General features: G+C 73.8%; 24 protein-coding genes and 1 pseudogene. 20 read left to right on the top strand and 5 right to left on the bottom strand.

Annotated features, from left to right (window positions below; genetic code table 11):
- Window positions 1-20 precede the first annotated feature (20 nt).
- The 4 genes from ACFWYM_RS40800 to ACFWYM_RS40785 all read left to right on the top strand — a co-directional run bounded on the left by ACFWYM_RS40800 (window position 21) and on the right by ACFWYM_RS40785 (window position 4,450).
- Window positions 21-1,727 carry a class I mannose-6-phosphate isomerase gene (locus tag ACFWYM_RS40800; protein ID WP_384849381.1) on the top strand — a complete coding sequence of 569 codons (1,707 nt, stop codon included), beginning with the start codon at window positions 21-23 and terminating at the stop codon, window positions 1,725-1,727.
- The gene (locus ACFWYM_RS40795) at window positions 1,724-2,593 is read left to right on the top strand and encodes an ROK family protein (RefSeq protein ID WP_384849378.1); all 870 of its coding nucleotides are present in this window, start codon (window positions 1,724-1,726) and stop codon (window positions 2,591-2,593) included. Before ACFWYM_RS40800 ends, ACFWYM_RS40795 begins: the two co-directional genes overlap by 4 nt.
- A gap of 266 nt (window positions 2,594-2,859) precedes the next feature.
- Window positions 2,860-3,861 (top strand): LacI family DNA-binding transcriptional regulator, encoded by a 1,002-nt coding sequence (locus tag ACFWYM_RS40790; RefSeq protein ID WP_384849429.1) that lies wholly within the window; start codon window positions 2,860-2,862, stop codon window positions 3,859-3,861.
- Between the two features lie 136 nt (window positions 3,862-3,997).
- Window positions 3,998-4,450 carry a nuclear transport factor 2 family protein gene (locus tag ACFWYM_RS40785; protein WP_384849375.1) on the top strand — a complete coding sequence of 151 codons (453 nt, stop codon included), beginning with the start codon at window positions 3,998-4,000 and terminating at the stop codon, window positions 4,448-4,450.
- On the opposite strand, the gene ACFWYM_RS40780 is transcribed toward ACFWYM_RS40785, so the two are convergent.
- Window positions 4,445-4,585, bottom strand: a complete 141-nt coding sequence (locus tag ACFWYM_RS40780; protein ID WP_384849372.1) for a hypothetical protein — start codon at window positions 4,583-4,585, stop codon at window positions 4,445-4,447. The two genes, ACFWYM_RS40785 and ACFWYM_RS40780, sit on opposite strands and share 6 nt — an antisense overlap.
- Before the next feature lie 245 nt (window positions 4,586-4,830).
- Here ACFWYM_RS40780 and ACFWYM_RS40775 point away from each other — a divergent pair, with 245 nt between their 5' ends.
- Entirely contained in the window at window positions 4,831-5,094 is a 264-nt protein-coding gene (locus ACFWYM_RS40775) for a hypothetical protein (protein ID WP_384849369.1), read from the top strand.
- A gap of 84 nt (window positions 5,095-5,178) precedes the next feature.
- Here ACFWYM_RS40775 and ACFWYM_RS40770 read toward each other — a convergent pair whose 3' ends face one another.
- Window positions 5,179-5,589 (bottom strand): ANTAR domain-containing protein, encoded by a 411-nt coding sequence (locus tag ACFWYM_RS40770; RefSeq protein WP_384849366.1) that lies wholly within the window; start codon window positions 5,587-5,589, stop codon window positions 5,179-5,181.
- Between the two features lie 132 nt (window positions 5,590-5,721).
- Between ACFWYM_RS40770 and ACFWYM_RS40765 the strand changes: the two genes are divergently transcribed.
- The 7 genes and pseudogenes from ACFWYM_RS40765 (at window position 5,722) to ACFWYM_RS40735 (ending at window position 11,219) form a co-directional block, all read left to right on the top strand.
- Window positions 5,722-6,093 carry a helix-turn-helix transcriptional regulator gene (locus ACFWYM_RS40765; protein WP_384849363.1) on the top strand — a complete coding sequence of 124 codons (372 nt, stop codon included), beginning with the start codon at window positions 5,722-5,724 and terminating at the stop codon, window positions 6,091-6,093.
- Window positions 6,094-6,218: 125 nt separating this feature from the next.
- Window positions 6,219-6,326, top strand: a pseudogene (locus tag ACFWYM_RS40760) (2-keto-4-pentenoate hydratase); the annotation flags it as partial.
- Window positions 6,327-6,471: 145 nt separating this feature from the next.
- Complete coding sequence (locus ACFWYM_RS40755; RefSeq protein ID WP_384849361.1) at window positions 6,472-7,509, top strand: YihY/virulence factor BrkB family protein; 1,038 nt, start codon at window positions 6,472-6,474, stop codon at window positions 7,507-7,509.
- Window positions 7,510-7,636: 127 nt separating this feature from the next.
- On the top strand, window positions 7,637-8,056 hold the full coding sequence (locus ACFWYM_RS40750; RefSeq protein WP_384849358.1) for a phage holin family protein: 420 nt from the start codon (window positions 7,637-7,639) through the stop codon (window positions 8,054-8,056).
- Window positions 8,053-8,535 (top strand): DUF3618 domain-containing protein, encoded by a 483-nt coding sequence (locus ACFWYM_RS40745; protein WP_384849355.1) that lies wholly within the window; start codon window positions 8,053-8,055, stop codon window positions 8,533-8,535. Before ACFWYM_RS40750 ends, ACFWYM_RS40745 begins: the two co-directional genes overlap by 4 nt.
- Before the next feature lie 141 nt (window positions 8,536-8,676).
- Window positions 8,677-10,317 carry a N,N-dimethylformamidase beta subunit family domain-containing protein gene (locus tag ACFWYM_RS40740; RefSeq protein WP_384849352.1) on the top strand — a complete coding sequence of 547 codons (1,641 nt, stop codon included), beginning with the start codon at window positions 8,677-8,679 and terminating at the stop codon, window positions 10,315-10,317.
- Between the two features lie 125 nt (window positions 10,318-10,442).
- Complete coding sequence (locus ACFWYM_RS40735; RefSeq protein ID WP_384849349.1) at window positions 10,443-11,219, top strand: alpha/beta fold hydrolase; 777 nt, start codon at window positions 10,443-10,445, stop codon at window positions 11,217-11,219.
- Between the two features lie 61 nt (window positions 11,220-11,280).
- Here ACFWYM_RS40735 and ACFWYM_RS40730 read toward each other — a convergent pair whose 3' ends face one another.
- A complete protein-coding gene (locus ACFWYM_RS40730) occupies window positions 11,281-11,514 on the bottom strand; it encodes a WhiB family transcriptional regulator (protein ID WP_384849346.1) in 234 nt (77 codons plus the stop codon).
- A gap of 105 nt (window positions 11,515-11,619) precedes the next feature.
- The gene (locus ACFWYM_RS40725; RefSeq protein WP_384849343.1) at window positions 11,620-13,170 is read right to left on the bottom strand and encodes a tetratricopeptide repeat protein; all 1,551 of its coding nucleotides are present in this window, start codon (window positions 13,168-13,170) and stop codon (window positions 11,620-11,622) included.
- 198 nt (window positions 13,171-13,368) lie between these two features.
- On the opposite strand from ACFWYM_RS40725, the gene ACFWYM_RS40720 reads away from it, so the two are divergent.
- The 3 genes from ACFWYM_RS40720 (at window position 13,369) to ACFWYM_RS40710 (ending at window position 16,477) form a co-directional block, all read left to right on the top strand.
- Window positions 13,369-14,694 carry a M64 family metallopeptidase gene (locus tag ACFWYM_RS40720; RefSeq protein WP_384849340.1) on the top strand — a complete coding sequence of 442 codons (1,326 nt, stop codon included), beginning with the start codon at window positions 13,369-13,371 and terminating at the stop codon, window positions 14,692-14,694.
- Window positions 14,695-14,856: 162 nt separating this feature from the next.
- Window positions 14,857-15,669: a radical SAM protein gene (locus tag ACFWYM_RS40715; protein ID WP_384849338.1), complete on the top strand. Its 813-nt coding sequence runs from the start codon at window positions 14,857-14,859 to the stop codon at window positions 15,667-15,669.
- A gap of 115 nt (window positions 15,670-15,784) precedes the next feature.
- Entirely contained in the window at window positions 15,785-16,477 is a 693-nt protein-coding gene (locus tag ACFWYM_RS40710) for a hypothetical protein (protein ID WP_384849335.1), read from the top strand.
- A gap of 19 nt (window positions 16,478-16,496) precedes the next feature.
- On the opposite strand, the gene ACFWYM_RS40705 is transcribed toward ACFWYM_RS40710, so the two are convergent.
- Entirely contained in the window at window positions 16,497-17,054 is a 558-nt protein-coding gene (locus tag ACFWYM_RS40705) for a DUF2165 domain-containing protein (protein ID WP_384849332.1), read from the bottom strand.
- Window positions 17,055-17,137: 83 nt separating this feature from the next.
- Here ACFWYM_RS40705 and ACFWYM_RS40700 point away from each other — a divergent pair, with 83 nt between their 5' ends.
- The 5 genes from ACFWYM_RS40700 to ACFWYM_RS40680 all read left to right on the top strand — a co-directional run bounded on the left by ACFWYM_RS40700 (window position 17,138) and on the right by ACFWYM_RS40680 (window position 22,378).
- Window positions 17,138-17,767, top strand: a complete 630-nt coding sequence (locus ACFWYM_RS40700; RefSeq protein WP_384849329.1) for a VOC family protein — start codon at window positions 17,138-17,140, stop codon at window positions 17,765-17,767.
- A 70-nt stretch (window positions 17,768-17,837) separates the two neighbouring features.
- Window positions 17,838-18,764 (top strand): TIGR03564 family F420-dependent LLM class oxidoreductase, encoded by a 927-nt coding sequence (locus ACFWYM_RS40695; RefSeq protein ID WP_384849326.1) that lies wholly within the window; start codon window positions 17,838-17,840, stop codon window positions 18,762-18,764.
- 277 nt (window positions 18,765-19,041) lie between these two features.
- Complete coding sequence (locus tag ACFWYM_RS40690) at window positions 19,042-20,055, top strand: glycosyltransferase family 2 protein (protein ID WP_384849426.1); 1,014 nt, start codon at window positions 19,042-19,044, stop codon at window positions 20,053-20,055.
- Window positions 20,052-21,422: a polysialyltransferase family glycosyltransferase gene (locus tag ACFWYM_RS40685; RefSeq protein WP_384849323.1), complete on the top strand. Its 1,371-nt coding sequence runs from the start codon at window positions 20,052-20,054 to the stop codon at window positions 21,420-21,422. The genes ACFWYM_RS40690 and ACFWYM_RS40685 overlap by 4 nt, the downstream gene beginning before the upstream one ends.
- Window positions 21,419-22,378, top strand: a complete 960-nt coding sequence (locus tag ACFWYM_RS40680) for a class I SAM-dependent methyltransferase (protein ID WP_384849320.1) — start codon at window positions 21,419-21,421, stop codon at window positions 22,376-22,378. Before ACFWYM_RS40685 ends, ACFWYM_RS40680 begins: the two co-directional genes overlap by 4 nt.
- Window positions 22,379-22,408 lie beyond the last annotated feature (30 nt).

The raw sequence follows: 22,408 nt of genomic DNA, 5'->3' as shown, positions 1-22,408 counted from the left end.
GTACGTCCGAAGGAGAACGTGTGTACCGGCTCGACCCGCGCTACGCCCCGGCCCCGGGGGCCACCCTGACCACCGGATGGGACGCCGTGGCCGCCCGGCTCCCCGAGGGCCCCGCGACCGTCGCCGTCGACGGACCGCCCACCGTGGACTGGGACACCCTCGCCGCCCGCCTCACCCAGGGCCCGGCCGCACGCGGCACGCGGGTGCGCGCCCTGGACGTCCGCGCGCACTACGCATCCGCGGCCGAGATCCGCGCCCGGACCGACGGCGCCCCCGACGACCCGTACTACTGCCCCCTCGCCGACAACCCGCTCAGCGATCTCTTCGAGGAACTGCCCCGCCCCCCGCGCCCCACCGAGGGCCTCCTCCTGCTGTACGGGCCCGGCGCCGCGCTCCTCCCGCACGACCACCTCTGGTACGCGGACCTGCCCAAGCGCCACGCCGAGGCGGCCGTGGCGAAGGGCTCCGGCCGCAACCTCGGACTCCCGGGCGAGCGCGGCGAGTTGAGACGGCTCTTCTACGTGGACTGGCCCCTGCTGGACCGCCACCGCGACGCCCTGGCGCCACGCCTCGACGCCTGGCTCGACGTACAGGAACCCGGGCGGCCGGTGCACCTGGACGGCAACGGACTCCGCGACACCCTGGCGGGGCTGGCCCGCCGCCCCGTACGCACGCGCCCCTACTTCAACTCCACTCCATGGGGCGGACATTGGGCAGAGAGGGAGCTGGGCTTCGACGCCGCGGCGGCACGCAACACCGCGCTCGGCTACGAACTGATCGCCCCCGAGGCAGGCGTCCTCATCGGCCCCGACACCACCCAACAGGCGGAGATCCCCTTCCAGTTGCTGTGCGTCCTGCACCCGCAGGCCCTCCTCGGCCCGTCCGTGCACGCCCGCTTCGGCACCTCCTTCCCGATCCGCTTCGACTACCTCGACACCGTCGACGGCGGCAACCTCTCCGTGCACTGCCACCCCCAAGAGGCGTACATGCGGGAGCGGTTCGGCTGGACCTACACCCAGCACGAGACGTACTACATGACGCTCGGCAGCCCCGACACGCGCGTGTTCCTCGGGCTGCGCGAGGACGTGGACCTCGACCTGTTCCGCAAGGAGATCGAGGAGGCCGTGACCGACGGGGTGCCCATGGACCCGGAGGACCACGTCCTGACCTTCCCCGCCGACCGGGGGCGCCTGTTCATGATCCCGGCCGGCACCCCGCACGCCAGCGGCGCCGGGAACGTCGTCCTGGAGATCAGCGCCACCCCCTACCTCTACAGCCTGCGCTTCTACGACTGGCTGCGCCCCGACGCCGACGGCAACCCCCGCCCCCTCCCGTACGAGCACGGCCTGGCGAACCTCCGCACGGACCGCCGGGGCGAGACGGTCGCCCGCGACCTCGTCCAGGAGCCGCGCACGCTGCGCGAGGGCGCGGGCTGGCGCGAGGAACTCCTCGGCGCCCTGGACGAGATGTTCTATGAAGTACGGCGCTACGCACTGGACGCGGGGGCCGTGGCCGAGGACGACACGGCGGGCCGTTTCCACGTCCTGAACGTCGTGGAGGGGGACGGGGTGACGGTGGAGACGGCGGCGGGGGACCGGCACCCGCTGGCGTACGCCGAGACACTGACGGTGCCCGCGGCGGTGGGCCGCTACCGCCTCACCGCGCCCGCGGACGGCGGCCCGGCCAAGGTCGTCAAGGCCCTCGTGCGCGACCGCACGGCCTCATGATCCCCGTCCTGGACATCGGCGGCACCCATGTGTCGGCCGCCCTGGTGGACGCCGACCGGGCCCGCGTCACCCACCGCGTGCGACGCCCGCTCGACGCGCGGGGCACGGCGGCCGACATCCTCGGCGCGGTGGTGCGGTGCGCCACCGAACTGGAGGCGCCCGAGGGCGAGTTGTGGGGCGTCGCGATACCGGGCCCCTTCGACTACGACAAGGGGATCGCGCGCTTCGAGGGTGTCGGGAAGTTCGACACGCTCTACGGCATCGACGTGCGGTCGGTGCTCCTCGACACCGTCCGGCCGCGCCCCGCCGACGTGCTGTTCCTCAACGACGCGCACGCCTTCGCGCTGGGGGAGTGGGGCGCGGGCGCCGCGCGAGGGCACCGGCGGTGCGTGGGCATCACCCTGGGCACGGGGGTGGGTTCGGCGTTCCTCGCGGACGGGGCGGTGCGCCGGGAGGGGGCCGGGGTGCCGCCGCAGGGCCGCATGGACCTGGTCGAGCACGAGGGCCGCGGCCTCGAGGCGTCGGTGTCGCGGCGGGCGATCCTGGAGCGGTACGGGCAGGACGGGGTGGCCGCGCGGGGGCTCGACGTGCGCGACGTCGCGGCGCGGGCGCGGGCGGGGGAGAAGCGGGCCCGGCGCGTCCTGGAGGACACCCTCACCACGCTGGGCGCGGTCCTCGCCCCGTACATACGGGGGTTCGACGCGTCCGTACTCGTCGTCGGCGGGGCGATGGCGGCGTCCTGGGACCTGGTCGGACCCGCGCTGGGCAGCGGCCTGGGAGATACTCCGGTGCGGGCGCTCGCCGCGGAACTCGGGCCGGACGCCGCGCTGATCGGGGCGGCGAGACATGTGGCCGCAGGGCGCTGAGTTCTTCCGGCCACGGCTCGGCCGGAGTCCGTCGCGCGGCGCTCCACCTGCACCAGATCGCCCGGCCGTCCGGCCGCCGGGCGGAGCACGGAAAGGACAACGGCACCATGTCTCCCGAGTCTCCCGAGTCTCCTGAGTCTCCCGAACAGCTCGGCTCCGACGGACGCGACGGACGCGACGGCCCCGTCGGACGCGACTCGGAGGAGGGGGCGCCCGGGGAAGGGCGGGGGCGGGGCCCGGCTCCCGCTCAGGCTCAGGCGCCGACCCTGCGTGACGTGGCCCAGCGCGCCGACGTCAGCGCCATGACCGCATCCCGGGTGCTGCGGGACGATCCGCGGGTGCTGCCCGCCACCCGCGAGCGGGTCCGGGCCGCGGCCGCCGCGCTCGGGTACCGGCCCAACGAGGTGGCCCGCAGCCTCCGCCTCGGGCGCGGCACGGGACTGGTGGGACTCGTCGTCACCAACCTGGCCAACCCCTTCTACTCCCGGCTCGCCCTCGGCGTGGACTCGGTCGTCGCCGGGGACGGCCTGAAGACGGTCATCGGCAACACGGGCCAGGACCTGGACGCGGAACGGGAGTTGGTGGCCGACCTCATCGCGCGCCGCGTCGACGGGATCATCGCCGTGCCCGCGGCGGCCGACCAGCGCCACCTGGCCGCGGCGGTCGCGGAGGGCGTCCCGGTGGTCCTCGCGAGCCGCCCGCCCGAGGGCTTCGAGGCCGACTGCGTCCTGGTCGACGACTTCGGCGGCGCCCGGGCCGCGACGGCCCGCCTCATCGAGCGCGGCCACCGCCGCATCGGCTTCCTCGGCCCCCCGCCCGCCGTCTACACGGGCACCGAGCGCCTCCGCGGCTACACGGCGGCGCTCGCGGATCGGGGCCTGACGGCCGACGACCGTTACGTGAGCCTGGGCCAGACCGACCCCGACGAGGCGACGGCGGCGGCGACCGCCCTGCTGGCGCTCCCGGACCCGCCCACGGCCCTGTTCTGCTCCAACAACCGCAACACCATCGGGGCGTTCCGCGCGATCCGCCCGCTGCCCCCGACCGGAACGGCCCCGGCTCTCGCGGGCTTCGACGACTTCGAACTCGCCGACGCACTCGGCCTGCCCCTCACCCTCGTCGCCTACGACAGCGACGAACTCGGCCGGGTGGCAGGGCGGTTGCTGGCCGAGCGGATGCGGGGGCGGGGGCCGGGCGGCGGCCCGGCCCCGGGTGGTCCCGTCCAGCGGGTCGTGGTGGCCACGAGCCTGGTGGAGTACGGGGCCTGAGCTCCGGTCCGGGCGAGGGGCCCACGAGGCCGTCTCACATTCCGGCGGGCTGTGTCGTCGTACTACTGGGACTGGGACTGGGACTACTGGGATGGGGACCGGGACTCAGACGGGGACGACACGAAGGAGCAGACCGATGAGCGACTTTCAGGCCGTCGCGGACCGCGTCGAGATCGAGGCGCTGCGCGGGGAGTTCACCGACGCGGCGATGATGCGCGACTACGACCGCGTCGCCTCGCTGTTCACCCCGGACGGGGTGCTGCGGATGCCCGGCATCCCCGTCGAGCTGGAGGGCCGGGAGGCGATCCTCGCCTGGGGCAGGCGGGTGCCGGAGGTCGTGGACTTCCTCGTGCAGAACACGCACCCGGGCGTGATCCGCCTCGACGGCGACACCGCGACCGGCCGCGCCTACATGGCGGAGATCGGACGGCTGCGGGACGGCCGTGGGGGCCTCAACTACGCGATCTACCACGACCGTTACCAGCGCACGGGGGACGGCTGGAAGTTCACCGAGCGGGTCTACGAGATCCGTTACGAGGATTCCTCGCCACTGGCGGGGACGGCGCCCCGCCCGGCCGGGGCTTCATGAGCGGGGCGCCCCGGTGAGCCGGGCCCCGATGCCCGGGAGGGCGTCGGGGCCGTTGTCGCTCTCCACCGACGCGGCGAGGTCGGCGATGGTGACGGCGGCCGGCGAGGCGCGCCACGCGGCGTCCGCGGCGCCCATCACGCGGGCGGTGGGGCACTGCTTCGTGCACTCCTCAGGCAGCGTCGCGAACGGGCCGCGTTGGCGGCGGGCTCTTCCGCGCCGACGAGAAGTACGGCGACGGCGCCGTCATCGCGTGCCCGATCCAGCACACCGTCCATGGCCACGCGACCCTCACCACCGCCGCGGCCAAGGCCGCCGGGAAGACCGTCGTCTCCGCCGATGTCCACGCCGAACTGCGCGGCCTGGGCGACCTGCTGCCCGAGGTGGGCGCCAGCGTCGACCTCGACATCGTGAGCGTCCTCGATCGCTACGACACCGCCACCGACCAGTGGCAGACCGTGGCCTCCGGCTCCCAGCGCGTCAACAAGGGACGCCTGGCCTCCTCGGTGACCGGCGGCAAGCTCACCACCGAGGTACCCACCGGGGAACTGAACCTCTACCGCCACACCTGGCGCGCCGGCGACACCTTCCAGGGCGGCTCCTACGTCGAGGGCGCCATCTTCCCGATCTGCACCACCGGCAAGTAGCCCCCACAGACGGAGCCCGCGCAGCCCCACTCAACTGCTCTATCCGACCGGTGTGTTCGGGTGTGCTCGGGAGTGCTCGGGTCACTAGGTCACGGCAGGGCCTTTCGGTGGGGCCGCGTTCTCCGGGGGGATGGCGCGGACGGCGCCGACAGCGGCAGCGATCTGCTGTTTGACCAGCTCGGACAGGGGCGGCCCCTGCACCGTGCCGACCAGGTCGCTGGCGATGTGATGCAGCTTGATGTTCGTGCCCTGCGACGTCTTGACCAGCACCGCCCAGGCTTCCTCGGGGCTCAGGCCGAAGGAGGCCATGAGGATGCCGCGTGCCAGGTCGATCGCCGGACGGCTCTTGATGGCCCGGCGCAGCTGGCCCACCTCGGTCCGCAGCTCGTGCACGTCCGCCGGGTCCCGGCCTGCCGGGTGCGCCGTTCCCGCGCCACTGTCCGGAGCGGGCTGCCCGGACGTCAACTCATGCCTTCCGTACGAGAGTTCTGGCATGACCACCCTCTCCCAAGTGGGTCCCGCCTGTGCTTCCCCTAACGGTCGCCGTCAATGGGGGACACGTCAACCAATACATGAAAATCGCTTCGTGTCATTGGGTACACGAAAGATCGCTCGTAGACTCGGCCCATGGATGGGTCACCTGAGCCACACACTGGATGGACATTTCTGACCAATCACGCGCGTGTTCTGGCCGCCATCGCGGACGATCACAGCGCCCGCATCCGCGATATCGCCGTGCACTGCCGCCTGACCGAACGCGCCGTGCAGCGGATCATCGCGGACCTGGAGCAGGACGGCTATCTCTCCCACGTCAGAGAGGGCCGTGGGAACACGTACCGCATCGACCCCGGCAAGGTCCTGCGCCACCCCGCCGAGGCGGGACTGACGGTGGCCTCACTGCTGTTGCTCCTCATCCAGGACGAGGCCACCCGCAGCCAGCTCCGCGGTGAACTCCCCGATCTCCCCGAGGGCTCGGGCGACACGGCCCACCGCCCGTGACGGACGCGAGGCCAGGCTGGGGGCGGCCCCCTTCGAACCGCTGACGGAGACGTTCCCCGGCCTGGAGACCGCCGACGCGTACACGATCCAGCGGGGCACCATCGCCCGGCGCACCGCCGCGGGAAGCCGTCGCGCCCGCCCTGGAGATCGTCGACAGCCGCATCCGCGACTGGCGGATCACCCTGCCCGACACCGTCGCCGACAACGCCAGTTCGGCCGGGCTCGTCCGCGGCCCCCGGATGTTCCAGGCGGAGGACTGGCCGAGGCAGGTGTGAGCGAGGTGAGCGAAGTGAGTGCCGGGGGTGTGGTGGGCGTGGTGAGTGCCGCCCCTGTCCACGGTCGGTGCATGGGTGCGGCCTGCCGGGTTACTTCGCTCTCATGAAGCGGACTTCGAAACCCGAGCACCCCACCGGTGGCCCCGACACTCCGATCGAGTTGCCGAAGCGGTCGTGGCGCGCCGTCCTGAAGGGCACCGTGAAGGAGTTCATGGACGACGAACTCACCGACCGGGCCGCGGCGTTGACGTACTACGGAGTGCTGTCGATGTTCCCGGCCCTGCTGGTGCTGGTGTCCCTGCTGGGTCTCGCCGGGCAGTCGGCCACGGACGAGGTCCTGGACAACATCAAGAAGCTGGCTCCGGGATCGGCGCGGGACATCATCAGCGACGCCGTGCGGGAGCTGCAGGGGCGCGGCGGCATCGGCTCGCTCATGGCCGTCGTCGGCATCGCCCTCGCGGTGTGGTCGGCCTCGAGCTACGTCGCGGCCTTCATCCGCAGCGCCAACGCCGTGTACGACATGCCCGAGGGGCGGCCGGTGTGGAAGGTGCTGCCGGTGCGCGTCGGCGTGACGGTGGTGCTGCTCCTCCTCGCCGTGGTCAGCGCGCTGATCGTCGTGTTCACCGGGGCGCTCGCCCACGAGGCCGGAAAGGCGCTGGGGATCGGGGACACGGCACTGCTGGTGTGGGCGATCGCGAAGTGGCCGGTGCTCGTCGTCGTGGTCACGACCATGATCGCGATCCTCTACTGGGCGTCGCCCAACGTGAAGGGCGGCGGCTTCGCATGGGTCACCCCGGGCAGCGTGGTCGCGCTGGCGCTCTGGCTGGTCGCGTCCGCCGGGTTCGCCTTCTACGTGTCCAACTTCGCCTCGTACAACAAGACATACGGGACGCTCGCGGGCGTGATCGTCTTCCTGGTGTGGCTGTGGATCAGCAACATCGCGATGCTGCTCGGCCTGGAATTCGACGCGGAGCTGGCCCGGCAGCGCGCCGTCGCGGAGGGCCTCCCGCAGGACGCGGAGCCGTACGCCCCGCCCCGCGACACCCGCAAGTGGAGCGAGGAGGAGCGCCGCGCCGGGGAGGCCCGACAGGAGCTGGAGGGCGGTGGGGTGATCCGGCCCGAGCCGGGTACTCGGGGGTGACCGAGAGGCGGGCGGAGGGCGCGCACAGCCATTCAGGACAGCGGAACCCGCAAGCGGGACACGACAGCGGGACATGACAGCGGGACACGACAGCGAAACCCCAGACGGAGAAAGGTGGTGGCGGGTCATGACCAGCTCGGTCTCCCGGCCCGGAACGGGCACCACGTCCGAGCACGTCGGCGACCTCGTCCAGCGGGCCTCCCAGCAGCTCACCGAGCTGGTGCGGGGTGAAATGCGGCTCGCACAGGCCGAGTTGACCGAGAAGGGCAGGCGCTATGGGAAGGGCGGCGGGCTCTTCGGCGGTGCGGGGGTGGTGGGTTTCCTCACGCTGCAGGCTCTGGTCGCCGCCGCGATCGCCGGGCTCGCCGTCCCGCTCCCGGTGTGGGCCGCCGCCCTGATCGTCACCGGGGTCCTCGGTGTGATCGGCGGCGTCCTGGCCCTGCGGGGCAAGAAGGAGGTCGGCCGGGCCGCGCCGCCCGTCCCCGCGCAGACCATCGACAGCGTCAAGGCCGACATGGCCGAGATCAAGGAGAGTGCACGGCGATGACGAAGCCGACCCACGACAAGTCCGCCGCCACGCCCGAGCAGCTCCGGGACCAGGTCGAGCAGACCCGGCACGAACTGGGCCGCACGGTCGGGGACTTGGCCGCCAAGGCCGATGTGAAGGCCCGCGCCCAGCACAAGGCGGCCGAGCTGAAGGACCAGGCCGGGGCCCGGACCGCGGAGGTGACCGAACAGGTCAGGGCGAAGGCCACCGAGGCCGCCCACGTGGTGCAGGACAAGCTGCCCACCCCGGTCAAGGACACCGCCACCGCCACCGCCCACCAGGTCAAGGTGCGGGCGGACCAGGCGGGCCACCTGTGGCAGGACAAGGCCGCCGAGCCGGTCCGGCACACGGCCGAACGCGGCGTCACGGCCGCCCGGGACCACCGCGGCACACTCCTCGTGTGCGGTGGCGTGGTGGTCGCGTCCTGGCTGCTGCTGCGTCGCCGCGGCGGCAAGGGGCGGGACCGCCAAAGGCGCTGACCGCGTCGGCGTCGGCGGGCCGGGGCGCCGCGGCCCGAGCGGGCGGCCGCCCACGCGGGGCGGGGTGAAGATCGGTGGGCGCGGGGCCGCCACGTAGCGGATCTTCCCTGGATCCTCGCGTCGGTGACCTAGCGTGCCGCCATGACGCACCACGCGCCCTCGTCCGGCGGAGAAGACACAGGCAGGCGACAGTTTCTGACGCTGACGACGGGGGCGGCCGCCGGGGCCGCCGCGCTCGCCGGCTGCGCGGACCAGGACGCCGGCGGCCGCGGTGGCCCCGCCGCCGCCCGGATCGCGAACGGGCGGGCCGACCACCCCCGGCCCGGCCCGCTCGACACCCGCGCCGAGAACTCCCGTCCGGGCAACGCCGATTGGCGCATCACCACGACCGGTCCCGCGCACGCCATCGAGGGATACGCGGACCGGGTCAGCGTGCTGCCGGGGGAGTCGTTCGGACTCCATGTGTCCACCGTCGCCGCCCGGTTCACCGTGTCCGCGTACCGCATGGGCTGGTACGGCGGGGCGCGCGCCCGCCTCGTGTGGCGTTCGGAGGCCGTGCGCGGCACCCGGCAGCCGGGCCCCGAATTCGACGAGCGGACCCGCACGGTGCGCACCCGCTGGCCGCGCACCCTGGACGTGGACACCACCGGCTGGCCCGAAGGCAGCTACCTGCTCCGGCTCGACGCGATCGACGCGAGCGCGACGGCGAGGGGTGCGCGCGCGACGACGAGGGGTGCGCACGGCACGGCCGGGCAGCGCTATGTGCCGGTCACCGTGCGGTCGGCGGCCACCACCGGGCGGACCGTCCTCGTCAACGCCGTCACCACCTGGCAGGCGTACAACCGCTGGGGCGGATACGACAGTTACGTCGGCGAGTCCGGGCACTACGGTTCGCGCTCCCTCGCCGTCACCTTCGACCGGCCCTACCGCTACGAGAAGGGCGCGGGCCTCTTCCTCGTGTACGAGGCTCCGCTCATCGCCCTGGCCGAGCGGCTCGGGCTGCCCCTCGCGTACACCACCACCGTCGATGTGGCCCGCGAGCGCCACCTGTTGAAGGGCGCCACCACCGTCGTCTCCCTCGGGCACGACGAGTACTGGTCGCCCGAGCAGCGCGCGCACATCACCGCCGCCCGGGACGCGGGCACCAACCTGGCGATCCTGGGCGCCAATTGCTGCTACCGGCGCATCCGCCTGGAGGACACCGAGCTCGGCCCCGACCGCACCGTGGTCTGCTACAAGAGCGCCTACGCGCAGGACCCCGGGTTCCGGCGCGGCCAGCCCGCCACCGTGGACTTCCGCGCCGGGCCGGGCGCGGCCCCGGAGAGCGACCTCCTCGGCGTGATCTACGACGGCTATCCCGTGGACGCCCCCTACGTGGTCACCCACCCCGGGCACTGGCTCTTCGAAGGCACCGGGGTCGCGGCGGGCGACAGCTTCCCGCACCTCGTCGGCGTCGAGTACGACAAGGTCAACACCGACTTCCCCACCCCCAGGCCGATGGAGATCCTCGCCCACTCGCCCGTGATGTGCGCGGGCCGCCCCAGCCACCAGAACAGCGCCTACTACACGCTCCCGGGCGGCGCGGGCGTCTTCGCGTCCGGCACCATGCGCTGGGTGGAGGCGCTCGACGCGCACGGCGACGGGAGCACCGGCGCCAACCACGGCCTCGACGCCCGCGCGGGCGCGCTGACCCGCCGGGTCACCGAGAACCTGCTCCGCACGTTCGCGCGCGGCCCGGCGGCGCACACGCATCCGGCGCGGGACAACCTGGCGGAGGTGTGAGGTCCGGTCGAGGAAGGCGTGCGGTCCGGTCGACGGCGGCCGGGGGAGGCGGTCGGGGCACGAAGCCGCAGCGTGTGGCCGAGTAGGGGCTGGCGATCCGCCGGCATCCCCAGCAGACTCGCGCCATGGAGACGACGGTGACGGTCAAGGACGGCGAACTCTGGGCGGACGACTCGGGCGGCGACGGCAGCCCGCTGGTCCTGCTGCACCCGGGGGTGGGCGACTCCACCCTGTGGGATCCGGTGCTGCCGTACCTGACCGCGCGTCACCGCGTGATCCGCTACGACGTACGCGGCTATGGGCGCTCTCCCGCGCCCACCACCCGCTACTCCCTGGTCGAGGACCTGATCGCGGTCCTCGACCACTTCTCGCTCGCCCGCGCCGTCGTGGTCGGCTCCAGCATGGGCGGCGCCACCGCGCTGAACCTCGCGGTGGACGCTCCCGTGCGGGTGGCCGGGCTCGCCCTCTTCGTGCCCGGCGTCACCGGCTACGCGGAGCTGACCTCGGCGGAGTTCATGTCCGAGCTGGAGCGCCTCGGCACGGCGGGCGACATGGACGGCATCGTGGACCTCGGCATGCGCGCCTGGGGCAGGGCGGGCCAGGGTGAGGACGCCGTGGCGGTCGGCCAGCTCCGGACGGCGGTCCGCGGCTGGTTCGCCAACCACCCGCACCAGGTGCCCGACGCCCCCGTCTTCGAGCGCCTGGGCGAGCTGAGCACGCCGTGCGTCCTGGCGCTCGGCGAGCAGGACCAGCCCGAAGTGGTGCGCTGCAACGAGGAGATGGCCGCCCGCATCCCCGGCTGCCGGCTGGTGCGGCTGCCGGACAGCGACCACTTCCCGACGCTGCGCGTGCCCGAGAAGGTGGCGGAGCTGATCCTGGAGGTGGCGGAGCAGGCCCGCTGACGCGCCGGGCAGGCTCGCTGACGCGCCGGGCCGGACCGCTGAGGGCCTGCCGCCGGCGCCGTCAGGCCATCTCGCGTCGCTCGCGCTCGGTGAGCCCGCCCCAGATGCCGTGCGGCTGCGCGGTGACCATCGCCCACCACAGGCAGGTCTCCACCACGTCGCAGGACTCGCAGATGCGCTTGGCCCGGTCCGTCTGCACCACCACGGCGCTGCCCGAGCCCGCGGGGAAGAAGATTTCCGGGTCGGCCGCGGCACACGCCCCGCGGGAGCGCCACTGATCAGCGCCGGGTTCCATGAGCGACGACTCCTTCGGCTCGGCTCACCTTGTCCCGATCAGCCTCACGAACCCGGGGTAACGCGTCACGACACCAAGGTCCCGTCCTTGGGGGGTCTTTGGTCCCTACAGGGAATCTGGGGGAGCTGCGCGTCCTGGGGGATCCGGGAGTTCCGAGAGTTCCGGGGGTTCCGGGAGTTTCGGGAGATCTCCCATCGGCGGTGCCGCGGGCGCGGGCCCCAGCGTCGTCGTGCCCGGGGCGGCCCGGTGGCCGAGGCCCGTGCGGTAGGCGTCCAGGGCGTCCTCCACCCGGCCGGTGCGACGCAGCAGGTCGCCCAGGAGGCGGCACAGGTCCGCCAGGTCGCCGGCCGCGCTGGTGCGGTGGAGCAGGGTGAGGGCGGCGCGGTAGTGGCGCTCGGCCGCCTCCGTGTCGCCGTCGTCCTCGGCGATGAGGCCGAGGAGCCGATGCGCCCCGCCCGCGTGCACGGCACCGCGGCCGGCGTGCAGGGCGCCACCGGTCGCGCGGCCCTTCGCCCCGCCGGTGCTTTGCGGGTCTCGGCCTTCTCGGTCCGTCTCGGCCTCTTGGCCTTCGGACGTCAGGAGAGGCCGCAGCAGCCCGCGGGCCTCCTCCGTCCTGCCCCGGCGCCGCAGGACGTCCGCCAGCTCGACCGCCACCTGCTCCGTGAACAGGGCCGCCCGCTTGGACGCCAGCATGTCGTGGGCCGTGCGCAACTCCCGTTCGGCGCGGTCCAGATCGCCGTCCTGGGCGTGCACATAGCCGCGCATCCAGTGGCAGTGGGCGAGCTCCGTGCGGATGTGCAGCTGCTGGTAGAGCTCCTGGGCCTTGGCGAGGGACGCGTCGGCCTCGGTGATGCGGCCCGCCGCGATGAGGGTGCGGGCCACCCCGCGGTGCATCGAGGCGACCAGGGCCGGGTCGCTGACGCCCGGCGCGAGAGCGAGGGCCAGCTCCGCGGCGTGCGCGGCACGGGCGTGGGCGCCCATGTCCATGTACGGCGCGATGGACGCCGTATAGAGGAGGAGCAGTGCGTCCGGGTCGTGCAGGCCCGAGACGTTGAGCTCGTCGAGGGTGGACTCCAACAGGTAGCAGGCGTAGCGGAGTTCACCGGCGAGGAGGTGGGCCGTGGCGCGGCCGCGGATGGCGGGGACCCGGTGGGGGAGCGGCTCGTCCGACAGGAGGCGTTCCACGGCCGCGAAGTGGGCGCGGGCCTCGGTGAGTTCGCCCGACTCCAGGAGGCAGTCGGCCAACCCGAGGAGTGCGGCGGCCTGTTCGGGGGCCAGGTCCTGCTCGACGGCCTCCGCGTGCAGTGAGCGGAAGAGTGCGGCCGCGTCCTCGGGCGCGCCCGTCGCGAGTGCGCGGCGCGCGTCCGTGAGGCGCAGGCGGAGCTCGGCGGCGACATGGGCGGGGCGGCCCGTGGCCAGCTCCTCGTAGTCGACGCCGAGGCGCTCGGCGAGGTGGCGGAGGGCCGCCTCCGAGGGGCGCACCTTGCCGGACTCCAGCGTCGACACGTAGGCGGGCGTGTAGGCGGGCTCGGCCACCTCGCGCTGGGTGAGCCCGCGTTCGGTGCGCAGGCGCAGGACGCGGCGGCCGATCTCGGCCGGTAGGCCGTTCCGTCGCGTGTCGCGTGCGTCCTGCTTCTCGCCGCTCGTGGGTGTCACGTTCCTGACCGCCTTCGTCCCTGCGTGGCGTGCGTCCGGCCGTCGTGCCCGTCCGTTCCCGTGATGGCGTGAACTCACCAGCCCCCAGGGTCACTTGTGCCCGAACCATTGCCGGAACCCTCTCAAGTCCCTACGTTGAGCCGCAGCTTAACCCGGTTTAACCCCCCACTTACAGCCCTGAGCCGGAAGGACGGACCCATGCGCAGACGCATGCCCTCGATACCCCGCACCGCCCTGGCCCTCGCCCTCACCGCCGCCGCTGCCCTCGCCGCCACCGCCGGCGCGGCCGCGGACGGCCTCTCCGACCACGAGCCGGACGGCCAGAGCGGCCGGTCCACCCAGAACGTCGAGTACTTCACCGGTCCGAACGGCCACCCCCGCCACACCCGAGTCCCCGCCTCCGCCCCGCTCTCCGCGAAGGAGAAGACCGCCATCAAGGGCGACGGCGACGTCGTCCCGATCGTGCAGAAGGGCCCCGTCGAATCCAAGCTCGACGTCGTGTTCGTCGGCGACGGCTACACCGCCTCGCAGCAGGAGGACTTCCACGCCGACGTGCGCGCCAAGTGGGCGAAGGTCGCCGCCGTCGAGCCGTACGCCTCGTACAAGGACCTCTTCAACGTGTGGGCGGTCGACGCCGTCTCGCGGGACTCGGGTGTCTCCGGCGACCCGACGGCCGACGTCCGCAGGAACACCGCCCTCGGCTCGTACTTCTTCTGCGACAACACCGAGCGGCTGCTCTGCGTCGACACCAACAAGGTCGAGGCGTACGCGTCGAAGGCCGCCGACCCGGACCTCGTGATCGTCCTGGCCAACTCCACCAAGTACGGCGGCGCGGGCTACAACGACATCACCTCGCCCTCCGGCTACGACGGCATCGCCACCGCCTCCTCCGACCACGCACAGTCCGACCAGGTCGCCATCCACGAGACCGGCCACTCCCTGGGCAAGCTCGCCGACGAGTACTGGTACGACGACAGCAGCTACACCGGGCCGGAGCCCGGCGACTCCAACATCAGCACGCTGTCGGCCGCCGACATGAGCGCGCAGCAGAAGAAGTGGTACCGCTGGATCGGCCAGACGTCCCCGGACGGCGGCGCCGTCGGCGCGTACGAAGGCGGTGGCTACCACGCGCACGGGCTCAACCGGCCGACCGAGAACTCGATCATGCGGACGCTGGGGCGCGAGTTCAACCTGCCCGGGCGCGAAGCGATGATCGCGGGCTTCCACCGGCACGCGCCCGTCCTCACCGGTGCCACGCCCACGACCCGCTCCGCCGTCGGCCGCGACCAGCGCTTCGCCGTGCGCGCGGCTGAGGGCGTGCGCCTGCGCTGGTACGTCGACGGTCACCCGGTGTCCGTGGCGGCCCGGGATGCGGCCCGCCCGACCCCGCGCGTGCTCGGCGTGCCCGCCGACGGCCGCCCGCACACGGTCACGGTCCGCGCCACGGACCCGACCCGGTCGGTCCGCGACCCGCAGCTGCGCAAGCTCCTGACCGAGACGCGCACGTGGCGGACGAAGGGCTGATCAGACCCGCTCAAGGGTCTGGTCACGGGCTCGACCGGGGGCCGAAGGACTCGGCGCCGACGGCCCCCAACGTCCCGGCGACCAGGGCCCGTAGCACCGGTTCACGCGGCGCGGCGCGGCGCACACTGGAACGTGGACCCGAAGACGTCCCACGGTTCCCACGTGTCTGGAGGCACCATGCCGTTCCTGCCCCGCCGCGCCGCGCACCCCGGCGCACCCGCCCGGGAGACGGCAGCCGGCGGCCCGCCGCGCGGCGAGGCCGGGTTCGTCCACTCCATCCTGTACGACGCCCGGAACCGCGAGCGCGGGCTGCTGATGTCGGTGCGGATGGCGGGCGACCCGGTGCGCTGCCCCTACGGGGAGCACCCCGAGACCTGGCACCGGGGCGGTGCCCAGCGCCCGACCGCCGTCGAGCTGCTGCAGCGCGCGATTCCTCGGCTGCCCGAGCTCCGGGGCGGCCAGGGCCTGGAGCTCACGGGCGGCGAACCCCTCGCACAGCCCGCGTTCACCGCGTCCGCCCTCGCGCTGTTCAGCGCCGCCGGGGTGCGCACCGTCCTGCGCACCTCGGGCCAGGTCCCCGCGTCGCTCCCCCTGTCCGTGCTCGACGCCGCCGACGAGGTCTTCCTGGACCTGCACACCCCCGACGAGCGGAGCAGCTGGGCGCTGCACCACCGCAAGGCCGGGCCCGCCCTCGCCTTCGCCCGCCGCGCCGCCGCCCACGGGGTGCCGCTGCGGCTGTCGTACCTGCTGGTGCCGGGCGTGACGGACGCACCGGGCGCCGTCGACGCGGCCGCCCGCCTCGCCACCGAGCTGGGCTGCCCGGTGGAGGTGCGCCCCTGCCGCCCCCGCCGCCGCGACTCCTACCAGGAGCTGAACCTCACGCCGCCGCCCGTCCCCGCGAAGGCTCCCGCACCCACGGCCCTCGCGGCGGCTCGCGCGCGCTTCGCCGGGGCGGGACTCGAGGTCGCGGCCTAGGCCGTGTCCGACCCGGATTCCGCATGCCACCTGGCGGGATCAGGTCCATCGGAGAGCGGCACGGGACCAAAGTCCCGGACCGAGGGCCGCGGGCGTTGCATAGGTTGCCAGGGAGATGACCCAGAACCTGACCCAGGACGTGCCCCAGCATCTGGCGCCCTCCGCCGACCTGCCGACCCCGCACCGGCCGCGCGCCGGGCGGGCGCTGCTGTGGGGCCTTGTGCCGCTGCTGTCCGTCGGCCTGCTCTCCTGGCTGCCCCTCGGATGGCTCGCCGTGCGCACCCGGCGGTGGACGCACGGGCTGAGCGCGGCGGCCTACGCGATCGGGGCGCTGGCCTCGCTGATCCTCATTCCGGAGGACGAGAGCGACAACGCGTGGGTCTGGCTGCTCGTCGCCGTCTGGTTCTGCGGCCTCGTCCACACCGTGGTCGCCTTTCTGATGCTGCGCGACGGGACCACGGTCAAGGACACCAACCGGCAGGCCCTGCAGGGCGCCGTCGCCCGCGAGGCCCGACGGCGTGAGGCCCGCGCCATGCTGGCCGGGAATCCCGCGGTGGCCCGCGATCTGCGCATCGGCCGGCCCGACCTGCCCCGTACCTACGACGACGGCGGGCTCGTCGACGTGAACGCGGTTTCCGCCGCCGTCCTCGTCGAGCACGTCGGCTGGACGGCGCACGACGCCGAAGAGCTGGTACGGGTCCGACAGCGACTGGGCCGCTTCGCCGGACCCGCCGAAGTGATCGCCTACACCGAGCTCTCCCCGGACCAGGTGGATGCCGCCCGGGACCTGCTCGTCTTCTCGGCCTGACCTGGCATGGCAGCCCCGGTCAGTCCCGCTGCCGCTCCACCGCCGTCGCCGACGGCAGATGCGTGACCAGCAGCACGATCCCGGTGAGCGTGATGACGCGCGTCGCGGCGTCCAGCCCGTTCCAGTCCTTCGACTGCCACATGGCGAACCACTCGCCGCCGATGCCGATGAACCCGGCGCCGAACAGGAGCAGCAGCATCAACAGGCCCACCGTGCCGACCTGCCTCGCCCGGCGCGCGTCGCCGCCGCGCAGCGCCCCGCCCCACAGCACGGTCGCGTAGATGAGGACCAGGGCCGCCAGGGACTCCCAGACGATGATGGCGACGTACGCCGTGTCCTGGAGCGCCGTCGACTCGATGGCCCGCCACATCAGGTCGTCGTCCTTGAACGTGGTGTCCATCGCGAGGACGTGACGCACGAACTGCTGGTTGCTGTCGAAGTCGGTGATGTTGCCGAACGCGACGAGCGCGATGTAGAGCGCGACGACGCCGGTGAGCAGCGTCGCCGCCACGGGCAGCGCGCCGAGCGAGAGCGCCCGGTCGGCGCGTCTGGATGGCTGTTTCTGTGTCGCGGGCATGAAGTCCCCTTCTGTACTTGGTCGTTGCGCAACGCACCGGCCCTGCCGGTGGGGGTGGTGTGGTCGCGTGATCTCATGCCCTCATGCAGACGCCCGACGCGGAACTGGATCATCTCGTCTACGCCACCCCTGATCTTCAGACTACGGTGGCCGATACGCACCGCCGCACCGGAGTCCGTCCCGTCGAGGGCGGCCGGCACCTGGGCCTCGGCACCCGCAACTACCTGCTGGGCCTGGGCGGTCGCCGCTACCTCGAAATCGTCGGCCCGGACCCCGGGCAGCCCGCCCCCGCGCAGCCGCGCCTGTTCGGCATCGACGCCCTCACCGGGCCCGCCCTGGTGACATGGGCGGTCCGCACCGACGACATCGCCGCACTCGTGGCCGCCGCCCGCCGCGACGGCTACGACCCCGGCGACGCCGAGCCCATGTCCCGGCGCACCCCCGAGGGTGAACTCCTCAGCTGGAGCGTGGCGTTCGCGGCCCCCGGCGTGCTGCCCTTCCTCATCGACTGGGGCGCCACCGCGCACCCCTGCGACCGCGGCCTGCCCGCAGCGAACCTGCTCGCCTTCACCGGCGCCCATCCCGACCCCGCCACGACGGCCCGCCACCTGCGCGCGATCGGCGCCCGTCTCGACGTACGGCAGGCGCGGCAGCCCGCGCTCACGGCCACCGTCGAAGGCCCGGCGGGCCGCATGACCCTGACGAGCGGTTGACGGCAGCGCGCAACACGACTGTCACATGCGTCCCGGAATGCCGCCCCAACTCCCGCTGTTGCGAGGTGACATGACAGTCGGAGTTTCCCTCAACGCCCCGGCGGGCACCGCCAACCAGATCGACGCCGTCCTCGGGCAGGCCGAGGAGGCCGCGGCCGCCGGGCTGCGCACGGCCTGGTTCGGGCAGACCCTCGGCGCCGATTCGCCGCAGCTCGCGGCCCTCGTCGGGCGCGCCGTCCCGAGCCTGGAGGTCGGTACCTCGGCGATCCCCGTCTTCGGCCGCCACCCGCTCACCGTCGCGAGCCAGGCCCTCACCGCGCAGGCCGCCACCCACGGCCGCTACCACCTGGGGCTCGCCCTCGGCTCCCGGCTCATCGCCGAAGGCGCCTTCCGGGAGCCCTTCGAGCGGCCGGTGGCGCGGCTGCGCGAATTCCTCACCGTGCTCAGGGAGTTGATCAACACCGGCTCCACCGAATTCGAGGGGGAGCTGATCCGCGCCGCCACCCCCCTCCCCGCGACCGTGCCCGGCGCCGAGCCGCCCGTGCCGCTGCTCGTGGCCGCCATGGGCCCGCAGGCCCTGCGCGTCAGCGGGGAGCTCGCCGACGGCATCCTGCCCTACCTCGCCGGTCCCAAGGCGCTCGGCGAGCACATCGTCCCGGCCCTCACCGCCGCCGCCGAGGCCGCCGGACGGCCCGCGCCGCGCGTCGTCGCACTCGTCCACGGTGTCGTCACCGACGACGCCGACGCGGTGCGCGCGCGGGTCGCCGAGAAGCTCGCCTTCTACGAGCAGATCCCGTCGTACGCGCGCGCCATCGAACTCTCCGGCGGGCAGCGCGCCGTCGACGTGGCCGTCATCGGCGACGAGGAGACCGTCGCCGCCGAGATCCGCCGCTACCGGGACGCCGGGGCCACGGAGGTCGTGTTCGCCGGGACGGAGGAGGCGGGCGAGGCGGCCCGGCTGCGCACCTGGAAGCTGCTGGGCGAACTGGCGGGCTAGCGACGGCCGTTCGGGCCCCGGAGCCCCCGCGTCGCACGGTCCGTCAACCTCCGTACGGCGCACCTGTCCTCCGCGCGAGTGTCCGGCCCCTCGCCGCCCCGCCGTCCCTACTAGTGGGCTTGGCCCACCGGGGCGCGGGCGCCGGGCGGCACCCCGGCGAGGGCGGCATGATCCACGGGTGAACGGGCGGCGAACCCCCGGGGGCCGTGCCGATTGTCGGGCCGGTGCCCGGGGGGTGCCCGTTCGCGTGCCGGGCGGTGCCCAGCACCTAGCGTCGCTGCCCGTGAACGTGAAGCTGTCCGTCGTCGTCCCCTTCCACAACGTCCAGGCGTACGCGGCCGAGACCCTGCGCAGCCTGCTCCTGAACGCCCGCTCCGACTACGAGTTCATCCTGGTCGACGACTGCTCGACCGACCGCACCCCCGACGTCATCGCGCACCACCGGCCGCGGCTGCCCGGCTGCGTCGTGCTGCGCCACCCCGAGAACCGGGGCCTCGCCGACGCCCGCAACACCGGCCTCGACGCGGCCCGCGGCCGCTACCTCACCTTCCTCGACGGCGACGACTGGCTGGCCCCCGGCCACCTGGACCGGCTCGTCGCCGCCATCGAGCGCTACGCCTGCGAGTTCGTGCGCACCGACCACGTCCAGGTCACCGGCCGCAAACGGGTGCTGCACCGGGCCCCCGAACCGCGCCGCCACCAGGTCCTCGACCCGCGCTCGGGCATCCTGCCCGCCGACCGCACCACGATGACCGACTACCCGTACGCCTGGGCCGGGATCTACGACCGGGCCCTGCTGGAACGCGGCGTGCTGCGCTTCGACCCCGGGCTGCGCATGACCGAGGACCGGCCCTGGATCTGGCGCCTGCACCGACAGGCCCGCAGCTACGCCGTGGTGCCCCTGGACGGCGTCCGCTACCGGCGCGGACTGCCCGGCTCCCTCACCCAGACCGGCGACGAGCGCCGCCTCGACTTCTTCCGCGCCTTCGACCTGCTCCTCGACCAGCTCCAACAGGACGCCCGGTACGAGGAGTTGCTGCCCAAGGCCGTCCGCACCTACTGCTCCATCATGGCCGCGCAGCTGCACACCCTGGACCGCTGCGCCCCGGCCGTGGCCCGCCGCACCCCGGCGCGCGCCCGCGAGGCCCTCGACCGGCTGCCGCGCGCCGCCCTGCGCGAGACCCTGCGCACCCTGCCGCCGGACCGGGCCGCCGCGCTGCGCGCGCTGTACGGGGTGCGCGGCGTCCTCAACCGGGGCCTGGCGAGCGCCCGTCGGGAGGCCGTCGCATGAGCCAGGTCTTCGCCGTCTCCACCGGCTACGGCGCCGCGACCCTCGCCGCGGCCCTCGACGCGGGCCTGTTCGGCGGCGCCGGCGCCCGCCCGCGCATCCTGCTGGTCACCCACAACGCGGGCAACCCCGAAGTGATCCCGCCGCCGACCCGGCTGCCCGGCTTCGAGCGGCTGCGGGCCCGCTTCGACCGCGTCGCGCACTGGAACGAGATCATCCACCCGCACCACCCCGCCGCCTGGTCGCCCCGCGCCCAGGACGTGCCCGCCTGGCAGCGGCTGCTGCGCACCACCTGGCTCCTCGACGCCGACGAGCCCGTCGAACTCGTCCTGGAATCCATCCAGACCGAACCCGCCCGCGCCATCGCCGCGCTCTTCCCCGACAGCCCCGTCGACCTCTACGCGGACGGCCTGATGAGCTACGGGCCCACCCGCAACGCCCTGCCGCACACCCTGCACGGCCGCATCCGCCGCCTCCTCCACCCCGACCTGGTGCCCGGCCTGTGGCCGCTGCTCCTGTCCGAACACGACATCCCGACGGAGACGGTGCCGGACGCCCAGTTCACCGCCGTACTCGACGAACTCGCCTTCTGCGCCCCGTCATTGGGGGAGTATCCGCAGGGCGCCGCGCTCATCCTCGGCCAGTACCTCGCCGCCACCGGCATCCTCACCGAGACCGAGGAGCACGAGCTGTACGCGCGCATGGTGCGGGCCGCCGCCGCGCACGGCCACCGCCAGGCGGTCTTCAAACCGCACCCCGCCGCCCCGCCCGCCGTCACCCGCGCCCTGCACCGCGCCGCCGACGACAGCGGGATCACGCTCACCGTCTGCGAGGCGCCCGTACTCGCCGAGAGCCTGGTGCGACGGCTGCGCCCGGCCCTCGTCGTCGGCTGCTTCTCCACGGCGCTCCTGACCACCGCCGTGCTCCACCGGGTGCCCACCGCGACCGTCGGCACCGACCTGCTCCTGGAGCGCCTCACCCCGTACGAGAACAGCAACCGCATCCCAGCGACGCTCGCCCGCGCCCTCCTGCCCGACCTGGAACACGACACCGCAGCAGGCCGCCCGGTCGGGCCCATCGACCTGTCCCCGGCCCGCATCGGCGCCGAGGTCGAACCGCTGCTCGCGGCCGTCGGCCACTGCATGCAGCCCCAGCGCTGCGCCCACCTGCGCGAACAGGGCGAACGCTTCCTCGCCGCGCACAGCGAGGGCGGCCTCGGCCTGGACGCCGCCACCGCCCCGTACTTCAAACGCCGCCGGCTGCGCAGCCTCGGCCTGCCCGGCGCCCCGCCCCCGAGCACCCCCACGTCCCGGCTGCTCGCCGCCGCCCGCCACCACCTCGACCGACTCAAAGGAACCGCAACCCGATGACCACGACGCCCACGACGCCCACGACGCCCACGACGCTCTCCCTCGGCGCCCGCTCCGGCCGCCGCCTCCTCCAGCCCGCCCTCGACCTCCTCGACCGGCGCATCGACCGCCGACTGCGCACCGCCCGCCATGAGATCGCCGCCCTGCGCCGCGAACTCACCGCCACCCGCGAGGAGTTGACCAAGGCCCACCTGCGCCCGCACTCCTTCGACATGCTCTACGGCCGGGACGGGCGCGCGGGCCACCGCATGCCGAGCCGCGCCGACATCGACCGGCTCGCCGCCCGCATCGCCGCCGTCACCGGCCGCGACGGCGCCTACGCCGAGACCGTGCAGGCATACCGCACCCTCGTCGAACTCGAGTCACGCGGCGTCGGCCGCATCGCGGGCTCCACCGCGAACATCCTCGGCAAGCTCGCCACCACCCCGCTGCTCGACCCACCGGGCGGAGACCTCCTGGAGATCGGCACCCTGTACGGACTGTTCGCGGGCGGCATGACCCGCCAGCTGCTGCGCCGCGGCCTCAGCTACCGGCTGACCATCGTCGACCCCATCGCCCCCGTCCAGCTCCAGCCCGGCGTGGCCATCACGCACGACCCGTCCGGGACCCCCGTCACCGAGGACGTGATCCGCGCCAACCTCGCGTACGCGGGCGTGCGGGCCGAGCGGGTGCGGCTGCACCGCGGCTTCTCCGAGGACCCCGACGTGCGCGCGGCACTCTCCGACCGGCGCTACGGCGTGATCGTGATCGACGGCGACCACTCGGCGCAGGGCGTCGCCCGAGACCTGGAGTGGGCCGAGGAGATCGCCGCGAGCGGGGCGATCGTGGTCATGGACGACTACGGCGACGCCAAGTGGCAGGGCGTGCAGGAGGCCACCGACCGGCACCTGGCGGGGCGCACCCGGCTGCGGATGGTGGGGACGGTGTCGACGAGCGCGTTTCTGCGGGCGGAGTGAGCTCCCCGGGGTCCGGACCCGGGTCCGGGT

It is taken from the genome of Streptomyces sp. NPDC059009, assembly GCF_042740175.1.
Lineage (GTDB): Bacteria > Actinomycetota > Actinomycetes > Streptomycetales > Streptomycetaceae > Streptomyces.
Note: the sequence above shows the minus strand (reverse complement) of the source record. Positions and strands in the feature narration are given on the sequence as shown.

Bases quoted from the DNA above. Each gene is read 5' to 3' on its own strand.
- ACFWYM_RS40680 (WP_384849320.1), top strand. From the start codon at position 21,419: ATGACCACGACGCCCACGACGCCCACGACGCCCACGACGCTCTCCCTC.
- ACFWYM_RS40685 (WP_384849323.1), top strand. From the start codon at position 20,052: ATGAGCCAGGTCTTCGCCGTCTCCACCGGCTACGGCGCCGCGACCCTC.
- ACFWYM_RS40710 (WP_384849335.1), top strand. From the start codon at position 15,785: ATGACCCAGAACCTGACCCAGGACGTGCCCCAGCATCTGGCGCCCTCC.
- ACFWYM_RS40720 (WP_384849340.1), top strand. From the start codon at position 13,369: ATGCGCAGACGCATGCCCTCGATACCCCGCACCGCCCTGGCCCTCGCC.
- ACFWYM_RS40785 (WP_384849375.1), top strand. From the start codon at position 3,998: ATGAGCGACTTTCAGGCCGTCGCGGACCGCGTCGAGATCGAGGCGCTG.
- ACFWYM_RS40705 (WP_384849332.1), bottom strand. From the start codon at position 17,054: ATGCCCGCGACACAGAAACAGCCATCCAGACGCGCCGACCGGGCGCTC.
- ACFWYM_RS40695 (WP_384849326.1), top strand. From the start codon at position 17,838: ATGACAGTCGGAGTTTCCCTCAACGCCCCGGCGGGCACCGCCAACCAG.
- ACFWYM_RS40745 (WP_384849355.1), top strand. From the start codon at position 8,053: ATGACGAAGCCGACCCACGACAAGTCCGCCGCCACGCCCGAGCAGCTC.
- ACFWYM_RS40780 (WP_384849372.1), bottom strand. From the start codon at position 4,585: ATGGGCGCCGCGGACGCCGCGTGGCGCGCCTCGCCGGCCGCCGTCACC.
- ACFWYM_RS40730 (WP_384849346.1), bottom strand. From the start codon at position 11,514: ATGGAACCCGGCGCTGATCAGTGGCGCTCCCGCGGGGCGTGTGCCGCG.
- ACFWYM_RS40765 (WP_384849363.1), top strand. From the start codon at position 5,722: ATGGATGGGTCACCTGAGCCACACACTGGATGGACATTTCTGACCAAT.
- ACFWYM_RS40750 (WP_384849358.1), top strand. From the start codon at position 7,637: ATGACCAGCTCGGTCTCCCGGCCCGGAACGGGCACCACGTCCGAGCAC.
- ACFWYM_RS40795 (WP_384849378.1), top strand. From the start codon at position 1,724: ATGATCCCCGTCCTGGACATCGGCGGCACCCATGTGTCGGCCGCCCTG.
- ACFWYM_RS40700 (WP_384849329.1), top strand. From the start codon at position 17,138: ATGCAGACGCCCGACGCGGAACTGGATCATCTCGTCTACGCCACCCCT.
- ACFWYM_RS40740 (WP_384849352.1), top strand. From the start codon at position 8,677: ATGACGCACCACGCGCCCTCGTCCGGCGGAGAAGACACAGGCAGGCGA.
- ACFWYM_RS40770 (WP_384849366.1), bottom strand. From the start codon at position 5,589: ATGCCAGAACTCTCGTACGGAAGGCATGAGTTGACGTCCGGGCAGCCC.
- ACFWYM_RS40735 (WP_384849349.1), top strand. From the start codon at position 10,443: ATGGAGACGACGGTGACGGTCAAGGACGGCGAACTCTGGGCGGACGAC.
- ACFWYM_RS40755 (WP_384849361.1), top strand. From the start codon at position 6,472: ATGAAGCGGACTTCGAAACCCGAGCACCCCACCGGTGGCCCCGACACT.